The organism is Sulfidibacter corallicola (assembly GCF_017498545.1).
Taxonomy (GTDB): Bacteria; Acidobacteriota; Holophagae; order Acanthopleuribacterales; family Acanthopleuribacteraceae; genus Sulfidibacter; species Sulfidibacter corallicola.
The window spans coordinates 5542177-5560150 of record NZ_CP071793.1 but is presented as its reverse complement, the minus strand read 5'-3'; the positions used below and the strand labels follow the sequence as shown (position 1 = coordinate 5560150).

Annotated in this window: 15 protein-coding genes; 5 read left to right on the top strand and 10 right to left on the bottom strand. The window is 59.1% G+C overall.

Annotation, left to right across the window (positions count from 1 at the left end; genetic code table 11):
- Positions 1-9: 9 nt before the first annotated feature.
- The 10 genes from J3U87_RS16825 to rnc form a co-directional block, all read right to left on the bottom strand.
- Positions 10-546, bottom strand: a complete 537-nt coding sequence (locus J3U87_RS16825) for a hypothetical protein (protein ID WP_237384216.1) — start codon at positions 544-546, stop codon at positions 10-12.
- A gap of 121 nt (positions 547-667) precedes the next feature.
- Entirely contained in the window at positions 668-1225 is a 558-nt protein-coding gene (locus J3U87_RS16820; RefSeq protein ID WP_237384215.1) for an NUDIX hydrolase, read from the bottom strand.
- Between the two features lie 226 nt (positions 1226-1451).
- Complete coding sequence (locus tag J3U87_RS16815; protein WP_237384214.1) at positions 1452-2684, bottom strand: adenosine deaminase family protein; 1233 nt, start codon at positions 2682-2684, stop codon at positions 1452-1454.
- Positions 2685-2878: 194 nt separating this feature from the next.
- The gene (locus tag J3U87_RS16810; protein WP_237384213.1) at positions 2879-4966 is read right to left on the bottom strand and encodes a hypothetical protein; all 2088 of its coding nucleotides are present in this window, start codon (positions 4964-4966) and stop codon (positions 2879-2881) included.
- Between the two features lie 88 nt (positions 4967-5054).
- Positions 5055-6455: a tetratricopeptide repeat protein gene (locus J3U87_RS16805; protein WP_237384212.1), complete on the bottom strand. Its 1401-nt coding sequence runs from the start codon at positions 6453-6455 to the stop codon at positions 5055-5057.
- Positions 6456-6528: 73 nt separating this feature from the next.
- Positions 6529-8634 carry a serine/threonine protein kinase gene (locus J3U87_RS16800; RefSeq protein ID WP_237384211.1) on the bottom strand — a complete coding sequence of 702 codons (2106 nt, stop codon included), beginning with the start codon at positions 8632-8634 and terminating at the stop codon, positions 6529-6531.
- 281 nt (positions 8635-8915) lie between these two features.
- The gene (locus J3U87_RS16795; protein WP_237384210.1) at positions 8916-9332 is read right to left on the bottom strand and encodes a YraN family protein; all 417 of its coding nucleotides are present in this window, start codon (positions 9330-9332) and stop codon (positions 8916-8918) included.
- Positions 9329-10006, bottom strand: coding sequence for a (d)CMP kinase (cmk, locus tag J3U87_RS16790; RefSeq protein WP_237384209.1), 678 nt, complete (start codon positions 10004-10006; stop codon positions 9329-9331). The genes J3U87_RS16795 and cmk overlap by 4 nt, the downstream gene beginning before the upstream one ends.
- A gap of 143 nt (positions 10007-10149) precedes the next feature.
- On the bottom strand, positions 10150-11430 hold the full coding sequence (locus J3U87_RS16785) for a pseudouridine synthase (RefSeq protein WP_237384208.1): 1281 nt from the start codon (positions 11428-11430) through the stop codon (positions 10150-10152).
- Positions 11431-11439: 9 nt separating this feature from the next.
- Entirely contained in the window at positions 11440-12156 is a 717-nt protein-coding gene (gene rnc / locus J3U87_RS16780) for a ribonuclease III (protein WP_237384207.1), read from the bottom strand.
- Positions 12157-12616: 460 nt separating this feature from the next.
- On the opposite strand from rnc, the gene J3U87_RS16775 reads away from it, so the two are divergent.
- The 5 genes from J3U87_RS16775 to J3U87_RS16755 all read left to right on the top strand — a co-directional run bounded on the left by J3U87_RS16775 (position 12617) and on the right by J3U87_RS16755 (position 17942).
- A complete protein-coding gene (locus J3U87_RS16775) occupies positions 12617-13642 on the top strand; it encodes a GGDEF domain-containing protein (RefSeq protein ID WP_237384206.1) in 1026 nt (341 codons plus the stop codon).
- Between the two features lie 303 nt (positions 13643-13945).
- Positions 13946-15367 (top strand): FG-GAP-like repeat-containing protein, encoded by a 1422-nt coding sequence (locus J3U87_RS16770; protein WP_237384205.1) that lies wholly within the window; start codon positions 13946-13948, stop codon positions 15365-15367.
- Between the two features lie 302 nt (positions 15368-15669).
- Complete coding sequence (locus tag J3U87_RS16765) at positions 15670-16227, top strand: CarD family transcriptional regulator (RefSeq protein WP_237384204.1); 558 nt, start codon at positions 15670-15672, stop codon at positions 16225-16227.
- A 252-nt stretch (positions 16228-16479) separates the two neighbouring features.
- Complete coding sequence (locus J3U87_RS16760; RefSeq protein WP_237384203.1) at positions 16480-17007, top strand: phosphatidylglycerophosphatase A family protein; 528 nt, start codon at positions 16480-16482, stop codon at positions 17005-17007.
- Positions 17007-17942, top strand: coding sequence for a bifunctional riboflavin kinase/FAD synthetase (locus J3U87_RS16755; RefSeq protein ID WP_237384202.1), 936 nt, complete (start codon positions 17007-17009; stop codon positions 17940-17942). The genes J3U87_RS16760 and J3U87_RS16755 overlap by 1 nt, the downstream gene beginning before the upstream one ends.
- Positions 17943-17974: the final 32 nt, after the last annotated feature.

Here is a 17974-nt window from a genome sequence, read left to right as displayed (position 1 = left end):
GCCGGGGACCTACATGAATACCGGGGAAATGATGATTTCCGGTGCGTCCGGCGACATTTCCTCGACGCGCCGTCCCCAGCTCCGCCGTGTCTCTTCCGACAACAATTCGCTCATCTGCTCGATCGCGGTGGGCCCCACGAATAAAAAGTTGGTGTCGTCCAGGTTGGATCCCGGCACGTTGAAACAGTACATCTCGAAGGTATCGCTCAAGGCCAGTTCCTCACCGGAAATCAAACAACTGGGATCCTCGATGTGGTACATCTTGCGCTGAATGGGGTCGTTCATGAACTGATTGAAGCGACGACCACTGTACAACATGATGTTCTCGGTCGACTGCTCGGAGGCGTACCCGCGCGACTCCATCTGGCAGGTCACGCATTGCACCGTTTCGATGGCACATTTCCCCTTGTGGTAGGCCTTGGCGATGATGAAGAGATCGCTGGGCCCCAGATGACCCTCACAGGTGCTGCATCTGGTGAACGGTTCGCCGGTGCGATCACTGGCCGCGCGATTGCTGATGATGCGCTCGAAGTTGATCAAATCCATGGCCATCTCCCTGGTCGAAACCCTGCCGAACGCGAACCCGCCGAAGGGGTGACGCCCGCGTCCCGTCCGCTGTTACACAGCATTGAAATTGTACTGAATTCCCGGCCCCGACGCCACCGAGCTAAAGGAGTGCTTCACGTAAATTGTAGGTAATCTGACCGGTCACACCCCAAACCAGGCCTTCGGAAAAATCGAAATAATGGACCTTGTAGCGGTTCATGAACGGCCGCAGGGAGTGGCGTTGGGATTCAAACAATTGGCTCATATGTACTTCGATCACGCGCTCGACTTCCTGCTCGTTCAGGCGCGGTTCGAAGGGATCCACCAAGCCCACGAAACACTGAATGTGGAACCCGCGAGGTGAATACACGTCCGAAATGCGCCCCATACGGGTCACGCGTCCAGGCTCCAGACCGATCTCCTCTTCCGCCTCGCGCAAGGCGGCCTGCCAAGGAGATTCGCCGTCCTCCACCACGCCGCCGGGAAAACTGAACTGATTGGCGTGGTGCTTGAGGTGCCGGCTGCGCAGCGTATAGAGAATGGGGTTGCCCTCGCGGCGCAAAATGGGGATCAACACCGCCGAACTGCGTTGACCCTCGAGGGCCGGCCGTTCCTCGTGCTCGTGGTCGGTGAGGACCTGCAAACGTGCCTGGATCTGATCGCTGCAAATTGGCTGCATGTTCCCTTCCGTGTGGCCCTGCCGATGGGGGACGTCTTGAAGGAGTTAAACATACTTCAAAACGGCCCTCAAGTTCGGGTTAATGTGAAGAGGCGTGACTTCAGTTACGAGCGAGGATCAGGCAAAAAAGATGGTTTTGGATGTCCGAACCGGGCCACCCGAATGGGCGGTTATCCGATGGGGCATCCGGTGTGGGATCCCGGGACAGGGGGGATACCCGCGACCGTCAATAGTCGTTGACGGGCGCTACGTCGACTTCGTGTTTCTTCTCTATCTCTTTGTAATAATCGATGATACGCCGGACATAAATGCGCTTCTGACGATAGTCGCGCGGGAAGAAACTGCGCTTGAATCCGTAGATGATGATGCTTTTCAGGTCGCGGTTGGACAGACCGAAGTGGTCGACGGCCAGTTTGAGTTCACGGGTGACCGTGGTGTGGGAGATGAGACGGTTGTCCGTGCAGATGGTCGTGGACAATTTCAGTTCCTTCATCTGACGGAAGGGATGATCGGCCACGGAGGTCAGGTTGGGGTCGGTATCCATGTTGGAGGAGAGGCACACTTCAATGGTCAAACGCGACTCGGCGATGTACTGGCACAGGCTGCGGATGTAGGCGGCGCGGTCCTCGATGCTCGGATCCTTGATGTACTCTTCGTTGAGAAGGTGGTATCCGTGGCCGATGCGATCGGCGTGCAATTTGGTGATCGCCTGGAAAATGGATTCCGGTCCATAGGCCTCGCCGGCGTGAACCGTCTTCTTCATGAAATGCTTGTGCACGAAATCGAAGGCTTCCTCGTGATCTTCGGCCGGATAACCGTACTCGGCACCGGCCAGGTCGAAGCCGACGATGGGCAGATCGGTCTTGTCGCGAATGGACACCACCGCGCGTGCCAACTCGAGGCTGGCCAGTCCGTACAGGGCCCGCTGCGGCATGTACTGGTGGGCTTCGGAAATCTTTTGGTAATAAGGACTGAAGCCACCGGTGAAAAAGCGCATGGCGCAAGTGATCAGACCGTACTCGAAGGGCGGTTCGGAACTGTTGTTGTGCAGCAACTTGTCGTTGAACTCGCGTTTGGCGCGCCGCATGCCCTTGTCGACGGCCACCAGGACTTCTTCCAGGGTGAGGTTGGCGTTGACGTGCAACATGGGCGCAAAGCGAACCTCCATGTAGCGCACCCCTTCCTGGATGTTGTCCCAGGCCAACTCGTAGGCGCATCGTTCCAGCGATTCGGGATCGTGCAGAATGCCACAGGTGTATTTGAAGCCGTGCAGGTATTCGTTGAGATCGTTGTAGCCGTCCTTGAACACCAGCTCCCGCAACCCTTCCTCGTCGTAGGAGGGAAGCTCCACCTTGCGCTCGCGGGCCATTTCAATCAGGCTGGGAATCCGCAAAGAGCCGTCGAGATGGATATGTAGGTCGGTTTTCGGGAGATCCTTGATAAACGCTTCGGAAATCATGCACACCTCGAAGATAAATGTCCGCGATCGACGCGAACCGCGCGTAGGGAACGATGGAAGTCATTATACAATGCGGCCGTTCGACCGACTCGAGATCGGTTTCGTGATTCTAGTACCGCCTCGACGAGTCCGCCAGCGGTATTTTCAGGATTCGCGCGGAACCCGAAAAGACCGGGCCGCGCGCGTGGACAAGATCAAAAATTGGTGTTCTTCAATTCGTTTTCGGCCCAGAACGCCGCCTGCGGTCCATAGGCGTTGAAGAGGGTGGCGTTTTTGAACGACAAGACCTGGGTAAACGCCGAGGTAGCCTCCGTCGCCAACTTGAGCCGCTGAAAACAAAGCCCTTGGTAGTAGAACAGGGTGCCTTGATTGACGCCGTAGTTCATGCTGAGCGTCATGGTCGAAAAAATATCGAACGCTTCCTTGTAGTCGCCCAGGAACAGTTGGTAGCGAGCCTGGTTGAAGAGCGCGCTCTGTCGCACCAAGGGGTCCGGGTTGTATTTGCTCAATTTTTCGAACATGGCCAGCAGGGCCTGCGGGCAGTAGGTCTCCGGATCGAACGGCACCTCGGCGATGGTGCCGATGGCGGCGGCACTGAGGGTGGTTCCGTTGACTTCCAGGGTCACGCGGTCGGGACTGGAGGGGCGCTCCAGCTCACCGGGATTGCGCAGGGGCACGCCGTTGATTCGGGTGATGATGTCGCCGCGGCCGACCTTGTCGGCAAAGGGACTGGCCGGGCTGACCGCCAGCACCCGGCAACCGGGCACGCCCTCCATCTTGCCTGCTTGAATGCCGAGCCAGGGTTGGGTCAGGGGAGGCATGCCGTCCATGTTCGCCAGCAACTGGCGAATGCGGTCAAAGGCCCGAAAATCGAACGAGACGACCCGGATCTTGTCGCTCAGCGGCGTCCAGAACGCGACCTCGAGGTGGCGAATCACCACCTTCTTGCGCACGACGCGGGCCGCCGCGTAGAGATCCATGCGCAGGTGTCGCGTCAAGGCGGCCCGGCCCTCGTCGCTGATGGTGTCGTTCTCGGCATTGAACAAAATGGCGAACGGATTGACGGGAACCCGGTTGGCGTCGTAGGGGTCCACGTCGATGACGTTCCACGACTTGAGGCTCTTGATCATTTCGTCGGGATCTTGGGGCGGATCGCCCTCGTCGCGACTCATCAGGCCGAACCAGGCGATCGAGGGCAGCGGCTCGGCCGAGATGTCGCGGGTCTCGCCGTCGCCGATGGTGAGGCGCTTGACGAACTCGCCGTCGCTGAACTTGACGCGCAGCGTGTAGTCGCCGGGGCAGACCTTGTAGGAACTCACGGGCAAAATCCCGATGCGGGTTTGATCGAGGAACACGATGCCGGTCGCCTGCTTGGGCGTGGTCACGTTGAGGTAGGCCTCCGAGGGTTCCAGTCGAATGGGCTTGATCAGGGTTTCCTTGAGTTCCTCCACCGGAATCGAAAACACCGCGGACTTGTAGCAGGGTTTCTCGAAGCGCACGGTGTAGGTACCCAGTTCGAGACCGTGGATTTGGGTCGAGCCCGCATCTTCCTCGGCGACGCCGAGCTTGCGGATCTCGGCCCGGTAGTCGAAACGCAGCGGTTGGTTGGTGGAGCCCACCGGCTGATCGTTGATGAAGACATCCACTTCGGGCGGCGACGTCGTGAACACCAGCTCGGCCGCGGTTCGCGCCAGCGAGCCCTCCAGTTGAATCTTGTCGCCTGGCGAGACCTCGACCGGAGATTCATAGGTGCTGTAGTTGATCTTGCGCAGTTCCACCTGATGGGTGCCCGCCAGGATGTCGAACACGCCCTCGCCCGACAGCTTGCCCACGTAATTGCCGTCGACCCACAGGGTGACGTCGGTCAGCGGCGCGAAGGTCGCCGCATCGGTGGCCTTGATTTCGAGCGTGGCCACCATGCTCTTCTTCAGGGCGTCGAACACCGTGACGATTTTCGGCGGCAGATCGTTGGGGCTGACCTCGTAGGCCGAATCGAAGCGAATCAGGCGTTCGAAATAGTCGCGCGTCCCGTCCGGGAAGGAGAGCACCCCGAGGAACTTGAAGCTCTCGGTCAGGATCACCCGCTCGTCTTCGCTGAGCTCTTCCCGCGACTCCAACTCGTTGGCCAATCCCTCGAACAGCTCGCGCGATTGGTCGCGCTGGACCGAATTGTAGATCTTGACGGCCTGTTGAAAACGGTCCTGTACGGTGTTGGTCTCGAGCGTCTCGGACGTGATTTCTTCTTGAAAAGCCAGCATGAAAAACAACATCAAGATAGGCACGAATCACCTCATGGCGGGAAGCTGAACGGGAGATGGCAAAGGCGTGAGATTGAACCGGTCATCCCATTTCGGGTCGTTTGGGTCGGATCTATTGAAAACGATATACGGCGCCGCCACGGCGGTCGGCCAGATACACGGCACCGGATGCGTCGACGGCGATCGCCTCGGCCTGTTTCAGCGGGTAGGTTCCGTTCTTCAGATTGACGGTGGAGACGGCACGGCCGTTCCGCGTCAAGATATTCAGTTGGTTTCCCTTGTCGGAAAGAATGTAGAGGTTGCCGAACGGATCGAAATCGAAATCTTCGATGTCCCGCATCTGGCCGAGACCCGGCAGGGCTCGGCGGGCGAAGTTCGCGTCGAAGCGGCTGAAGGTGTCGTCGTCGCCGTTGAGGACCCAGATATCGTCCTCGAAGACGCGTACCTTGCGCGGCCGGTTGAGCCCGAAGGACTTCAGGTACTGCCCGTCGCGACTGAAGGCCCAAACGTCCTTGACGTCGTCGTCGACCACGAGCAGGCGGCCGTAGGCATCCACGGCCACGCCGCGAATGTCGCGCAGGGTGGTGCCGTTTCCGCTCAAGCTGGCGTATTTCACCTGACGTTGTGCATCGAGAATCTGGTTCTTGTAGACCAGCAACAGGTTGCCTTGGCGATCGCGACAGAAATCCACGAGGTCACGGGTGGAAACGGCGCCGGGTGCGTTGCCGTTGCCGCCGATATGGACGAAATGGGCGCCCTTGGAATCGCCGATCCCCACCAGGTTGGCGTAATCCACCACCACGGCGGAGGGATTGGAGAATTTCTTGGGCGTCGCACCGTAGAACGACTGGTCCAACTGGAGGCCGGGATACGCGTCACCGGTGAAGCGGTGCAGCAGGCGCATCAACTGCCCCGCGAAATCGGCCTCCTCACTGGTGGGAAAATTCGCCTGGAGCCGCGCCAGAATCAACTCGGATTGGCGGGGATTGCCGCGCAGATAGGCGGCCTTGGCACTCAACAGCAGCGCTCGGGGAATGAAGCGGGACTTGGAGAAGAAGAACTCCAGGCGCTGGAAGTAGCTGAGACTGAGGTCGTAATCGTTGAGGCGCAGGTTGAGTTTGCCGAACAGGAAGTTGGCTTCCGTCCGCCAGGAGTTGTCCGGATACAGATTCGTCATGCGAATCAGATCGGCGACCGCCTCTTCCAGTTGGGCCGGAGTCTGGCCCTGGTGTTCGACGATCTGGGCCTTGTAGTAATAGGCCGCCGGGGCCGCCGAACTGCTGGGGTACCGGCTCTGGATCTGGGAAAAGTAGTCCAGGGCCTTGACGTAGTCCTGCTGGACGTCGAGATAGTAGGTTCCGATCTCCAACAGTGCACGGGGCGCGGTGGCGGTGGCGCCGTAATTGTTGATGATGGACTCCAGATCCGCCAGGGCTTCCTTGTACTTACCGGCACTCATGAAGGTGGTCGCATTGTCGAACAGACGTTCGGCCTGGTCCTCGGTTTGAGGCAATGCGGCACAATGGGGCCCGATCAAACTACATAATATGAAAAACGGAATCCAGATCCGACTCGAACGAACGAGTCTACTCATCCGCAGCCACAGTAATCGCTTCACTGCGCTTTACCTCGATTGTTTTTTGGGCGACTATCTTATCATTTCGATCTATAAAGTCAAACCGGTGTGATCCCGCGGCTATCTTCAGATTTATCAAGGGCGTGGTGTCAATTTTGCCGGCCGTCCGCACGTAGTTCCCGTCGATCCGAACCTTGACGTAATCGCCGATGAAGTCCACTTTGGGCACGGTGATGATGATCGGCGTGGTCAGGCTGGTGGTCTCGCCCGCCCGAATCGTCACCGATTTCCGCTCCCGATAGAAATAGCGTTCGGAGTGCAGCACGACTTCCTGGCGGCCCTCGGAAAGCTGCATGGCGGTGCCCTTCACCCGATTGCCGTTGGCCTCGATCGTCAGATCCTCCATGAAGGTGTCCACGCTGAGTTTACCCGGTGGCGGTTGTGGCTTGAGCTTGGCGGTCAACAACTTATCGTCGCTCTTGCCTTCGCGCCAGGTGAAGCTGCGGGTCAAAAATCCATCCAGGTTCATGCGAATCTTGTAGGTTTGGCCGGGAACGAACTGAGCCTCGACCGGCGCCTTGCCCAGGTTGCGGTTGTCCACCCGCACGGTGGCCCCCTCGGGCTCGGAGCGAATGGTGCGCGTGATCGCCAGGGGCGAGAGCTCGAAATCCACTTTGGGTGCCAGTTCCTCGTTCAAAACCAGCACGCGGCTCCCGGATTCGAACCGATCCAACTCGAGCCGCAGGACGAGCTGGGTTCCCTCGGGCGCTTCCCACACGTAGGACAGCGGTGTCTTGCCCAGGTTCTGGTCCCCCAGAAACACGGAGGCGCCGCCCGGTTGCGAGGAAATCGACAGCGATTTGGAGAGGGTCTTGGCGGTGTCCGGCGGTGGCGTTTCGGTGGTCTCGCCGGGCGAGCCCTTGTCGCCATCGACGAGTTCGCCACCCTCGTCCGCGGGTGGCTTTTTCAATTCGCCCGCCATATCCGGCAGATCCTGGTAGAACTCCTGGAGAATGCCCGATTTCCAGGCCGCTCCCACGGCGACCACGAGACCGAGGAAGAGCAGCAAGGTCAACAGGATGCCGCGCTGTGGTTTCGGCGGCGGTTCCTCGGGCGCACGAGGCGGTGTGGCGGATCGTTCGCCGAGACGAACGGTTTTGTCCATGGAGAGCGAGCGCTCGAACTCCGAGCGCTGCAGGTTCTTCTGAACGCCGAAGGTCGAAGCGGTCGCCACGCCGACCGGGTTGGCGAAGGTCGCGGCCAATCGCTCGTTTTCGCCCTTGCCCAGGCGCATCGCCGCATAGAGGGCGTGCAGGAATTCGGTGGCGCTCTGAAAGCGCTGGTTGGGATCCTTGGCCAGGACCTTGTTGTATACCTGCCGCCAGATGCCCACGTCGAGGGGCAGGTGCTGGAGATTGGGCGCCAGGGAAGGATCCTCGTTGGCGATCTTGTAGAGAATCGCGGAAATCGTCCGGCCGGGAAAGGGCAGGTGGCCGGTCAGCGTTTCATGGGCCAGAATGCCCAGAGAAAACAGATCGCTGCGGTAATCTACATGGCCTTCGCGCACCTGCTCGGGACTGCTGTAGCTGGGTGTCCCCAGGAACACCCCGGTCTGGGTCAGGTGGCTGTCGGCGCGCTTGGCGATGCCGAAATCCATGATCTTGGCGGTGCCGTTGTCCATCACCATGATGTTGGCCGGTTTCAAGTCGCGGTGAACCACTTCCTTGGAATGCGCGAAATCGAGCGCATAGGCGATCTGCACCAGGATCTGCATCAGCTCGCCGATCGAGGGCCGGGGATCCTGCTGGGTGAACTGGCTGAGCGTCTGGCCTTCGACGAACTCCATCGCGATGTACGGCGTGCCGTCTTGCTCGCCCACGTCGAAGATGCTGACGATGTTCGGGTGATTCAGGGTTCCGCTGATTTGGGCTTCCAACTGGAAACGCTGTAAAAATTCCTGGGTGTCCTTCTCGTTGCGGGTGGAATCCAGCTTGATGGTCTTGATCGCCACCGTGCGTTTGATAAAGGGATCGGTGGCCTTGTAGACGTTCCCCATCGCACCTTCGCCGAGCAAGTGAACAACTTCGTAACGCCCAATGGAGTTTGACTGACTCATAGATTTGCGCTTCTCAACCACCGTGGTGGGAACTTGGAATCGGTTCGGGATGAAAGGGTCGTGGAAATAGAGGAGAGGAACACGAGGGGAAGCCGACAACAGGGACGAGGGAGCTTGCGGGATAGGTCTTTCAAGGGAAAATCCAACGAATATCACATACTGGGAACCAATCTCTAATTAAAACATATGTGGTCTGACAATTCATCAGAAACCCAAAAACACCGCGCCCTCGCAAAACCTCGTACCACATTGATTTGGCTGGCACTTGTCGCGCTCGCGCCTCAGAACAGGTCGGCGAGCTGGATGCGAATCCCCCGGCAGAATCGGGTATCGGTTCGCGGTACGGAAACCAGGGCGAGTACGAACTGCCAGGGCACGTCGCGCGCCGGCCAGCGGTTGCGATAGATCTCGGCCAATCGGCGCAATCGTCGTTTCTGGTCGTGGCTGATCGTGTCGCCGATCGGCGGAGGCTCGGGCCCGCCGCGGGTCTTGACCTCCACGAACACCAACCGTCTGGCGTTGGCCACGATCAGGTCGATCTCGCCGTGGCGATGGCGCCAGTTGGTGGCCAGGCAATGGTAACCCCGGCGGTGGAAGTCGCGACGCACCAGGTACTCTCCGCGTGCGCCCAGGGAGGCCAACCAAAAGGGGTAGGGCATCGCCCAACCGCGCAGCCGTTCGATCATCCCGAAAATCATGGGTTCCCGGGTTCGGAACCTTCGCCCAAACGCCGCCGCGCCTCCCGCTCGATCAGGGCCGCCACCTGGTCCTGATCGTAGGTGTCGGTATCGAGTTCCCAGGCGTCGTCGGCCTTCTTGAGTGGCGCGAGAGACCGCGAGGCGTCCTTGCGGTCGCGCACGCGCTGATCCTCGAGAACCTGCTCGAAGCTCCGTCCGCTGCGCTCGCCTCCGAGCTGGGTCCAGCGACGCCGCGCCCGAACGGCCTCTCCCGCGGTCAGGAACACCTTGAGAAAGGCATCGGGAAACACGACGGTCCCGATATCGCGACCATCCAAGATGCACGGCCTGAGATTGCCGATCTTGCGTTGCAAGCGGGTCAGGTCGGCCCGAACCCCTGACTGGGCGCTGACCAGGCTCACCTGGGCGGTCACTTCCTCCGTTCGGATCGCCTGGCTGACATCCTCGCCATTGAGATAGACCGCGCCCTCGCGAAAATCGATATCGAGGCCGGCGAGCCAGGCACCGTCCGCGAGCCGCTCGACCTTTCGGTCGGACCGCAGCCACGCCAGCGTGACGGCCCGATAGGTCGCGCCCGTGTCCAGATAGGTCCAACCCAAAGCTTTGGCGAGCTGTTTGGAAACCGAACTCTTGCCCACCCCGCTGGGGCCGTCGATGGCGATGATTTGCTTCATGGAACACCACTTTCGGACATCGGAACGCGGAACCCCGATCGAACGCCCCCACGTTCCCGATCCTGTTTGAGCTGATTTAAAAAAGGAGCCCGGCTGGTCCCCGGACTCCTCTCATTTATTCGTGAACCCCGAGGGGTTGGAGATCAGCGGCCGCGGCCTCGACCACCGGACCCGCCGAACTTGCCGCGTCCCTTGCGGAACCCCTGGTAACGGGCATTCTTGGAGGGCGCTCCCTTGGGGCGATCGCTGGAAAAACGCTGCGGCTTGGCGCCGGTTTTGCCCTTGGCGCTCCCTTCACCCTCGGGTTTCCTGGCCCGATCGCGACTCTTGTAGCCGGATTCCTCGCGAGCGCCCGTACCGGGGCGACCACTTCGCCCACGCGAATTGCCGGAACCGCGCAATTTCCCACCCGGTCCGGATCCGCCCTGGCCTTTGCGCCAAGTGCTTCGATCAGTCAACTTCTTCCGGTTGCTGGACTTGGGTGAGCCTTCCGAGGATCGTTCCGCGGTCTCCTTCGCGGTTTTTTCCGGGCGTTTGGCCTGACCATCCTGCGCCTTGCCCTCCCGCGTGCCGGTCGGGCGCCCGCGCTCGCCCGGCTTACCGCGGCTCTCGGTCCACTTGGCCGTGCGGGCACGCCCGCGCGGTTTCTGGACGGTCACCCCGTACTCGCGCAGGAAACGAAACGGATTGATCGGAATCAGCGAATTGAACTGGCCCCGTTTGAGCCGCGAAATCTCGACCTCGCTCAACTCGCGCCACTCGCCGTGCGACAGCCCCTGGGTGGTGAGAAAGGCGAAGGCGATGCGCTTGAGCTTGGAAACCGGATGGCCGACCGCTTCGAACATCTTGCGGATTTGCAGGTTCTTGCCTTCGTGGAGCACGACCTTGACCCAAGTGTTGTTACCGGGTTTGAGCACTTCCAACTCGCAAGAACTGAAACGGGTCCCCTCCACCGTGATGCCGCGCTGCAGGCGTTCCAGCACCTTGGTCGAGGGCGATCCGCTCACCTTGACCACGTAGGTCTTGGGACATTTCGAGCGAGGGGCCAGCAGTTGATGGGTCAAGTCGCCGTCGTTGGTCAGCAACAGGGCACCTTCGGTGTTGACGTCGAGGCGGCCCACCGGGTATAGGCGAACCTTCTGGCCCTTGACCAGGTCCGTCACGACGGTGCGGCCCTCGGGATCGTGAACCGTGGAAACCACCCCACGCGGTTTGTTCAAGAGAATATAGACATTTTCGCCGGTTTCCGGCTGGAGCAGCTTGCCGTTGACCTTGATGTGGTCCTTCGACAAATCGGCCTTGGCACCCAGCTCGGTGATGATGTTGCCGTTGACGCTGACACTTCCCTCCGTGATCAAGCGTTCGGCATCCCGCCGCGAAGTGATCCCCGCGCGGGCGATAATTTTCTGAAGGCGCTCTTCCAAAACTCGCTCCTATTTTGCTTGAACCGTCTCGGATTTCGCGAGATATTCCTTCCAAAAGCGCTCGTCGTCCAGAAAAAGCCGGGCGCTCTCCTGTTGGGCATTCTTTTTGGAGGAACCGTTGCCCGAGGGCCCTTGGTAATCGCCTACTTCCGCCCGCACGCGAAAGATCCGGTTGTGCGCCGGTCCTTCTTCGCTTTCCAAAATATAGCGGGGCAGGCCCAGTCCTTGTTCTTGGAGTTTTTCCTGAAGCAAGGTCTTGAAATCCACCGAGTTTTTGATTTCCAGGGTGGCATTGGCTATATCGTCACCTAAAAGAAAGTGAATGAATTCGTCGGCCTTTTCCAATCCGCCGTCCAAGGACACCGCGCCGATCAGGGCCTCGACCGCATCGGCCAAAATGGATGTCTTGGCGGAGCCGCCGGCTTTGCGTTCGCCCTTGCCCAATCGCAGAACCTTTCCCAATCCGATCTGCTTGGCCTTGCGCGCCAGGGTCTTGGAGGAAACCAGAACCGACTTGAGCTTCGAGAGCGTGCCCTCGTTTTCATCGCGAAATTGGAGAAACAGATTGCGGGAGACCACATACCCCAAAATCGAATCCCCCAAAAATTCCAACCGCTCGTTGTGTGGGACCGATTTCTCGTAACCGTAAGAACTGTGCGTCAGTGCTTGGAGTAATAAATCCTTGTTCCGGAACTGGTAATTGATGATTTCTTGGAATTCATCCATAGCGACTCCCAAATTCAAGCGGTTAATCATATGGGAAAAGCCCCTAGATGTCCAGTCTAGGACCGGTTTTCGAGCAATTCAAGCCAGCATCGCCATTGAGCCGATATCCACCTATACAGGGTCGGTCGTCTCGTCATCGCTTCCGATCCTCGGCACCCGTTCACCGACCCGGACCCGCGTCGAAGTCGCCCGGTGCACGCCCTGAAACCCGTCGATCCCGAGCGAAGCGTATCCCGTCGCGCGCCGTGGTCGCCGCAGAAATCACGACCTTTCCCCGCCAACGTCGTCTAAAGGAACCCGGCAAACGAATTTCGAAATGACAAAGCGCCAAAAAACACTTTCTGCCACCTCAACAGTGTTCATAAAATGAATTATTTACCGATACGACAATTTAAGCTGCGGTAACCAAATCGAGAGTCCCAGGCAAAAAAATAGTCTTAAATCGACGGGCAGGTGACGCATGACCTCATCGGTTGAAAAAAGGTACATCGAAATCATCGAAATCATGCTCGAAGCGTTGACCCTCGACCAGCTCAAGGAGATCGAGAGCCTGTTGCAACCGCTGCGTATCTTCATTCACGACGTGGGGCGCTTTTCCAGCAACAAGATCTTCGAATCGAAGTTCAACGCCTTCATCAAGACACGCGACGAGCATTTGACCCCGACCGCCCAGGAAGAGACGACCAACGACACCGACAAGAAGACCAAGGAGCAGATCAACGCAATCTTGGACCAGGCCCTGGACCTGCTGGAATCGGGCGTCAAATCCTCCCAGAACCTGGACGGCGACATGAAGGACGCCATCGCCAAGATCCGCCAGGCCAAGACCATCAACAACCTGCGGGCGCTGTCACAGGTGTTTTTGGATGCGGGCAACCAGATCGTCTCCAGCAACCAGGATTTCCACGATGGCCTGAGCCGCCTGGCGGTGGAACTCTCGTTCTGCCAGAAGCACATCGAACAACTGGAAAACCAACTGGAGCACACCAAGCGGGAAGCGGACAAGGATCCGCTGACCGGCCTGTTCAATCGCCGCGTTTTCGATCGCCACCTCAAGGAAGCGGTCGAACGATCGGCGCGTTTCCAGGCGCCGCTTTGCCTGTTGCTGTTGGATATCGATCACTTCAAGGAGATCAACGACGAGTGGGGGCACCAGATCGGTGACGACGTGCTGATCAATTTCGCCAATCTGCTTTCCAAATCCCTGCGGGGCATCGACCTGACCTACCGGCTGGGCGGCGACGAATTCGCCATCATCTTCTCGGGTTGTACCAAGCAGCAGGCGCTGGTGGTCGCGCAACGGGTCCACGACTTCGTGGGGAAAAATCCCTACCACATCAAGGACGTCCGCTTCTTCACCACCTTGTCGGCGGGACTCGCCCAGCACGATCCCACCGAAAACGCCAACGACCTCTTTCGCCGCGCCGACGAGTTTCTGTACCGCGCCAAGAAGCAGGGGCGAAACCAGGTGGTGGCGCAACCCTGAGCCGTCGCCAGGGCAGGATCGAGGCCGCGGAACCAGATACGAAGCGGGTCGCCGGGGCACATTCGCGACCGTTATCGCCACCAGCGCGGGCGGACACCGATACGGGCCCCGTGACGACAGGCGCGAGCGCGAGCTCGTGGCGACCGAGGCTGCGCGACGAACGGGTTCTCGGGCGACCGATCGAGCGAGGTTTTACCTGGAATTTATCGGAATCTTTAAGGAAACTTCGTCGATTCTGGGCCATGATGCGTTCTAACGTCGACCGGTCGACGCCGACATGCAACCACCGAAGGAGTTATCGATATGGCAAAAGTAGCGGGTATATTGGCGCTGGCACTTACGCTGGTAGCCTGTGAGCGATTGGAAGTTGGAGACCCGCCCACGTTTACCAGCAGCATCACCGCCGTCAAGGTCAGCGAGAGCCAGATCGCGGTCTCCTGGTCCGCCGGTTCCGACGACATTTTGGATTCACACGAATTGAGTTACGGCATTTGGGTCGTCGACAAGGACCAGGACATCAACTACGATGCCGATCCGACCCACCTCACCGGCGAAGGCGCCCTCAGCTACGCCTTGATCGGGTTGGAAGCGAACAAGGAATTCACGATCGGTGTGCGGGCCCGCGATCGCGGCAGCAACTACAGCACCACCGATCGCGAAACGGATCAGTCCACGGAAGCCGCCGGCAGCGGACTCTTCAAAAAGGAAACGGTCATCTCCGTTTCCCAGACGCCGGACGACGTATTGAGCGGCTACATCAACAGCAGCTCGCGCGAAGACCTGGTGCTGGTCATCGACGACGAAGTCTGGATCTACGAAAGCGGTACCGACGGCACCCTCGCCACCGATCCGCAACGCATCCAGGTGGGTTCCGAGATTTCCGAAGCCTGGTTGATTCGGGCGCGGGACAACGAGGACTACGACGATCTCTTCGTTCTGGCCGGCGGGACGCTCTATTACTATGAAAGCGACGACGGCGACGGATTCAACGACCGTCGCTCGCCCTTCAACCGCGATCCCGAGCCGGGCACGGTGTCGTTCGTGAGCGACGACGGATACCTGAAGGCCTTGATGTTCATCGACGACGGCAACACCGGCTACATTTACGAGCACGACGGCGAGGGCGCCTTCAGCCAAGCCCGATCCATCAATTTCAACAACGGGGAAATCGCGTCGCTGGCCTGGGCCAACAACGACAACGACCCCGACCTGATCGTCTTCGGGGCCAACGGCGTCGAGGTGGCGCTGGGCGACGACGATTTCGAATTCGGGTCGCGCAGCGAGGTGGACGACGACTTCGATCGCGAATCGGCCAACCACACGATGTTCATCGTCGACTTCAACGGCGACGGCACCGACGACATCTGCATCTTCGACGCCGATCACGGCAACGATCCCGAAACGGAACTGCGCGTCTACCAGAGCGAGTCCGACGGCGACTTTCTGGCCGGCACGACCACCGACTACAAGGGTGCCTTTTACGGGAAGCCCGAATTCGTCGTACTGGGCACGACCAACGCGCGCTCGGTTCTCTTCTCGCAAACCGCGTCGAATACGGTCGCGGTCTACAGCGGACCGACGGACACCTCCGTGGATCAGACCTTCGGAGGCGATGGCGATATCTCTTTCGCGACTTACGCCAACTTGGACAACGCCAACGGCAAGGACCTGATCATGGTGTCCCGCGACGAGCGCAAAGTCACCGTCATGCTGGCGAACCAGTAACGCCGCCGGACCGCCTCGAGGACACTTTTTCACCCCCCTCATCCTCCGCCAAGCGGGGGTCGAGGGGGCATCTCAGGCCGCGGCGAAGTGACCGTTCATCGCCGCTGAAAATCCCGAAGAGCCTGTGAAAATCTATCGTATTTTCCTGGTTTTATAGATTTTGAAACTCAGGGATATTTTGAAACACGGGTAAAATGAATCACTCGTCAAAGATCCTCTTTTGGAATCCGGATTCCCCCTCATCTTGAAGAAGAGCCGTTTTTGAGGTATGATGGGGGCACTTTGTTAGTAAGGGACGTGATATGTATAAAACAGGAGACCATGTATTTTATCCGAAGGGCGGTGTCTTCGTCATCGAGAAAGAATGTGACAAAACCATTGCTGGTCGCCAGCTTCACTTCTACGATCTCGTTTCTTGCGACGGCAAGACCAAAATCAGCATCCCGACGGATAACGTGGAACGAGTAGGCGTGCGTCGCCTGGTTTCTCAGTCTGAACTCCAGGACTGTGTCGATAGTTGGACTCCCGACTTCAAGATTTCCAAACTCCATCACAAAAACCGCAAAAGCCGGTTCGAACTGATGCGTCAATCCGGCAGCTTCAGCGACATGGGCAGCGTCGTGGTAACAATCCATCACCTCATCAAGAAAGCCAAAGCTACCTTCGAAGAGAAGCGCATGTACGACCAAATCCGCAAGCGCTTGATCGACGAGATCGAAATCGTCAAGGAAATACCTGCCGATCAGACAGATGAATTCCTGCAAGGCGTATTGGATGAGGCGATTACCCGCAAGCCCGTCAAAACTGCAGAAGATGAAGAGAACGCGGGCGTAGAGGAAGCCGAAGAGGTTTTCAGCTAAAGCTCGCCACTCACCAAATCACTAGCATACATCAAAAAAGACCAGGCTAAGTTCCTGGTCTTTTTTGGTTTCTGGATCCTCATCGCCATGGCCGACCACGGCATCGAGCGTCCCGACGATCTCCGCTCGAGAAGATGCCGAGTTACCGCGATTGGGGTTCTCGAGTTTGATCGCCTCACCCCAGTTCGGGTTACAATAGCTCCCGTTCGTCCGACCAGCGGGCATCCGCGTGAACCTGCCGGGAGTTGATACATGCCTTCCCCATCGCCGCCGTCTCCGGCGGGCAATCCATCGGACAATCGGACACCGCCGCCCCAGCATCCGATTCTCCACTTCATCAACTACAACGTGGCCACGGTCTGCGGGGTCGGTTTGAGCCCCATCGCGCCCGGAACCGTGGGTTCCGCCGCCGCGTTGCTGCTGATATGGCTGTTTTACCCGGCCTACGGATGGGCCCAGGTCCTGCTCCTCTTCGCGGTCACGGCACTCGCCTGCTACAGCGCCAACTGGCTGGCGGAAGCGCTGGACACCAAGGACCCTTCGCTGGTGGTGGTGGACGAATTGGCGGGCATGCTCGCCACCTTCCTGTTCATTCCACAGCCCTACGACTGGAAGGTCCTGATCGCGGGATTCCTGCTGTTCCGCCTGTTCGACATTTGGAAACCCTGGCCGGTCAACCGGCTGGAGCGCCTACCCGGAGGTTTCGGCATCGTGCTCGACGACGTCATGGCGGGCTTCTATGCGACGAGTCTGCTTCATCTCGGCTTGTGGTACTGGTAATGCGCGTGATATCCGACGATTCCCAACTCAGGCAACCGGTCTGCCTCATGATCGGCAACTACGACGGCGTGCATCTGGGCCATCAGTCCATCATCCGTCAAGCCAGGTCCATCGCCGAAAAAGCGGGCATCGCCACGGCCGTGCTCAGCTTTCACCCCCACCCGCTCAGGGTCCTGGCGCCGGCCAAGGCACCGCCCCTACTGCAAACCCCGAGTCAAAAGGAAAAACTGCTGGCCCATTTCGGGGTGGACTACTACATCATCAAGCAATTCGACAGGGCCTTCTCACGACTCTCGCCCCACGAATTCGTCAAGAACCTCAAGCAGCAGGTCGATTTCCGTCACCTGCTGGTCGGTTTCAACTTCCGCTTCGGCCACCGACGCGAGGGCAACGTCGATACACTCCGCGAGCTGTCGGCCCCGTTTCGATTCGACTTCACGGAAATCCAGGCCTATTGCCACGAAGACCAACCGGTTTCCTCCTCGCGTATCCGCCAGTTGGTTCGCGAAGGTGCCATGGTGGAAGCGGCCGAATTGCTGGCCCGCCCCTATTTTCTGGAGGGCACGGTGCAGGAAGGTCGCCGGCTGGGCCGAACCATCGGGGCACCGACCGCCAATCTGAAGGTCACCAACGAGCTGCTCCCCCGATTCGGCGTCTACGCCAGTTGGGCCAAGGCCAAAGGGTCTTGGTATCGGGCGATCACCAACGTGGGAACGAGCCCGACCGTGGACGGTCACGGCGCACGGGTGGAAACCCATTTGTTCGACTTCGATGGCGACCTGTACGGCGTGGACCTGTTGCTGTGCCTCGGTTCGTACTTGCGGGAAGAGCGGAAGTTCGAAAATATAGAAAAGTTATCACAACAAATACATAACGATTTCAAACGGCGGTTGGCCATGCCCGATCGCGACCCTCCCTCCTTCGATTGGTGGTAGGTTCACCTTTTCTCTTGCGGCGGGCTCGTTCC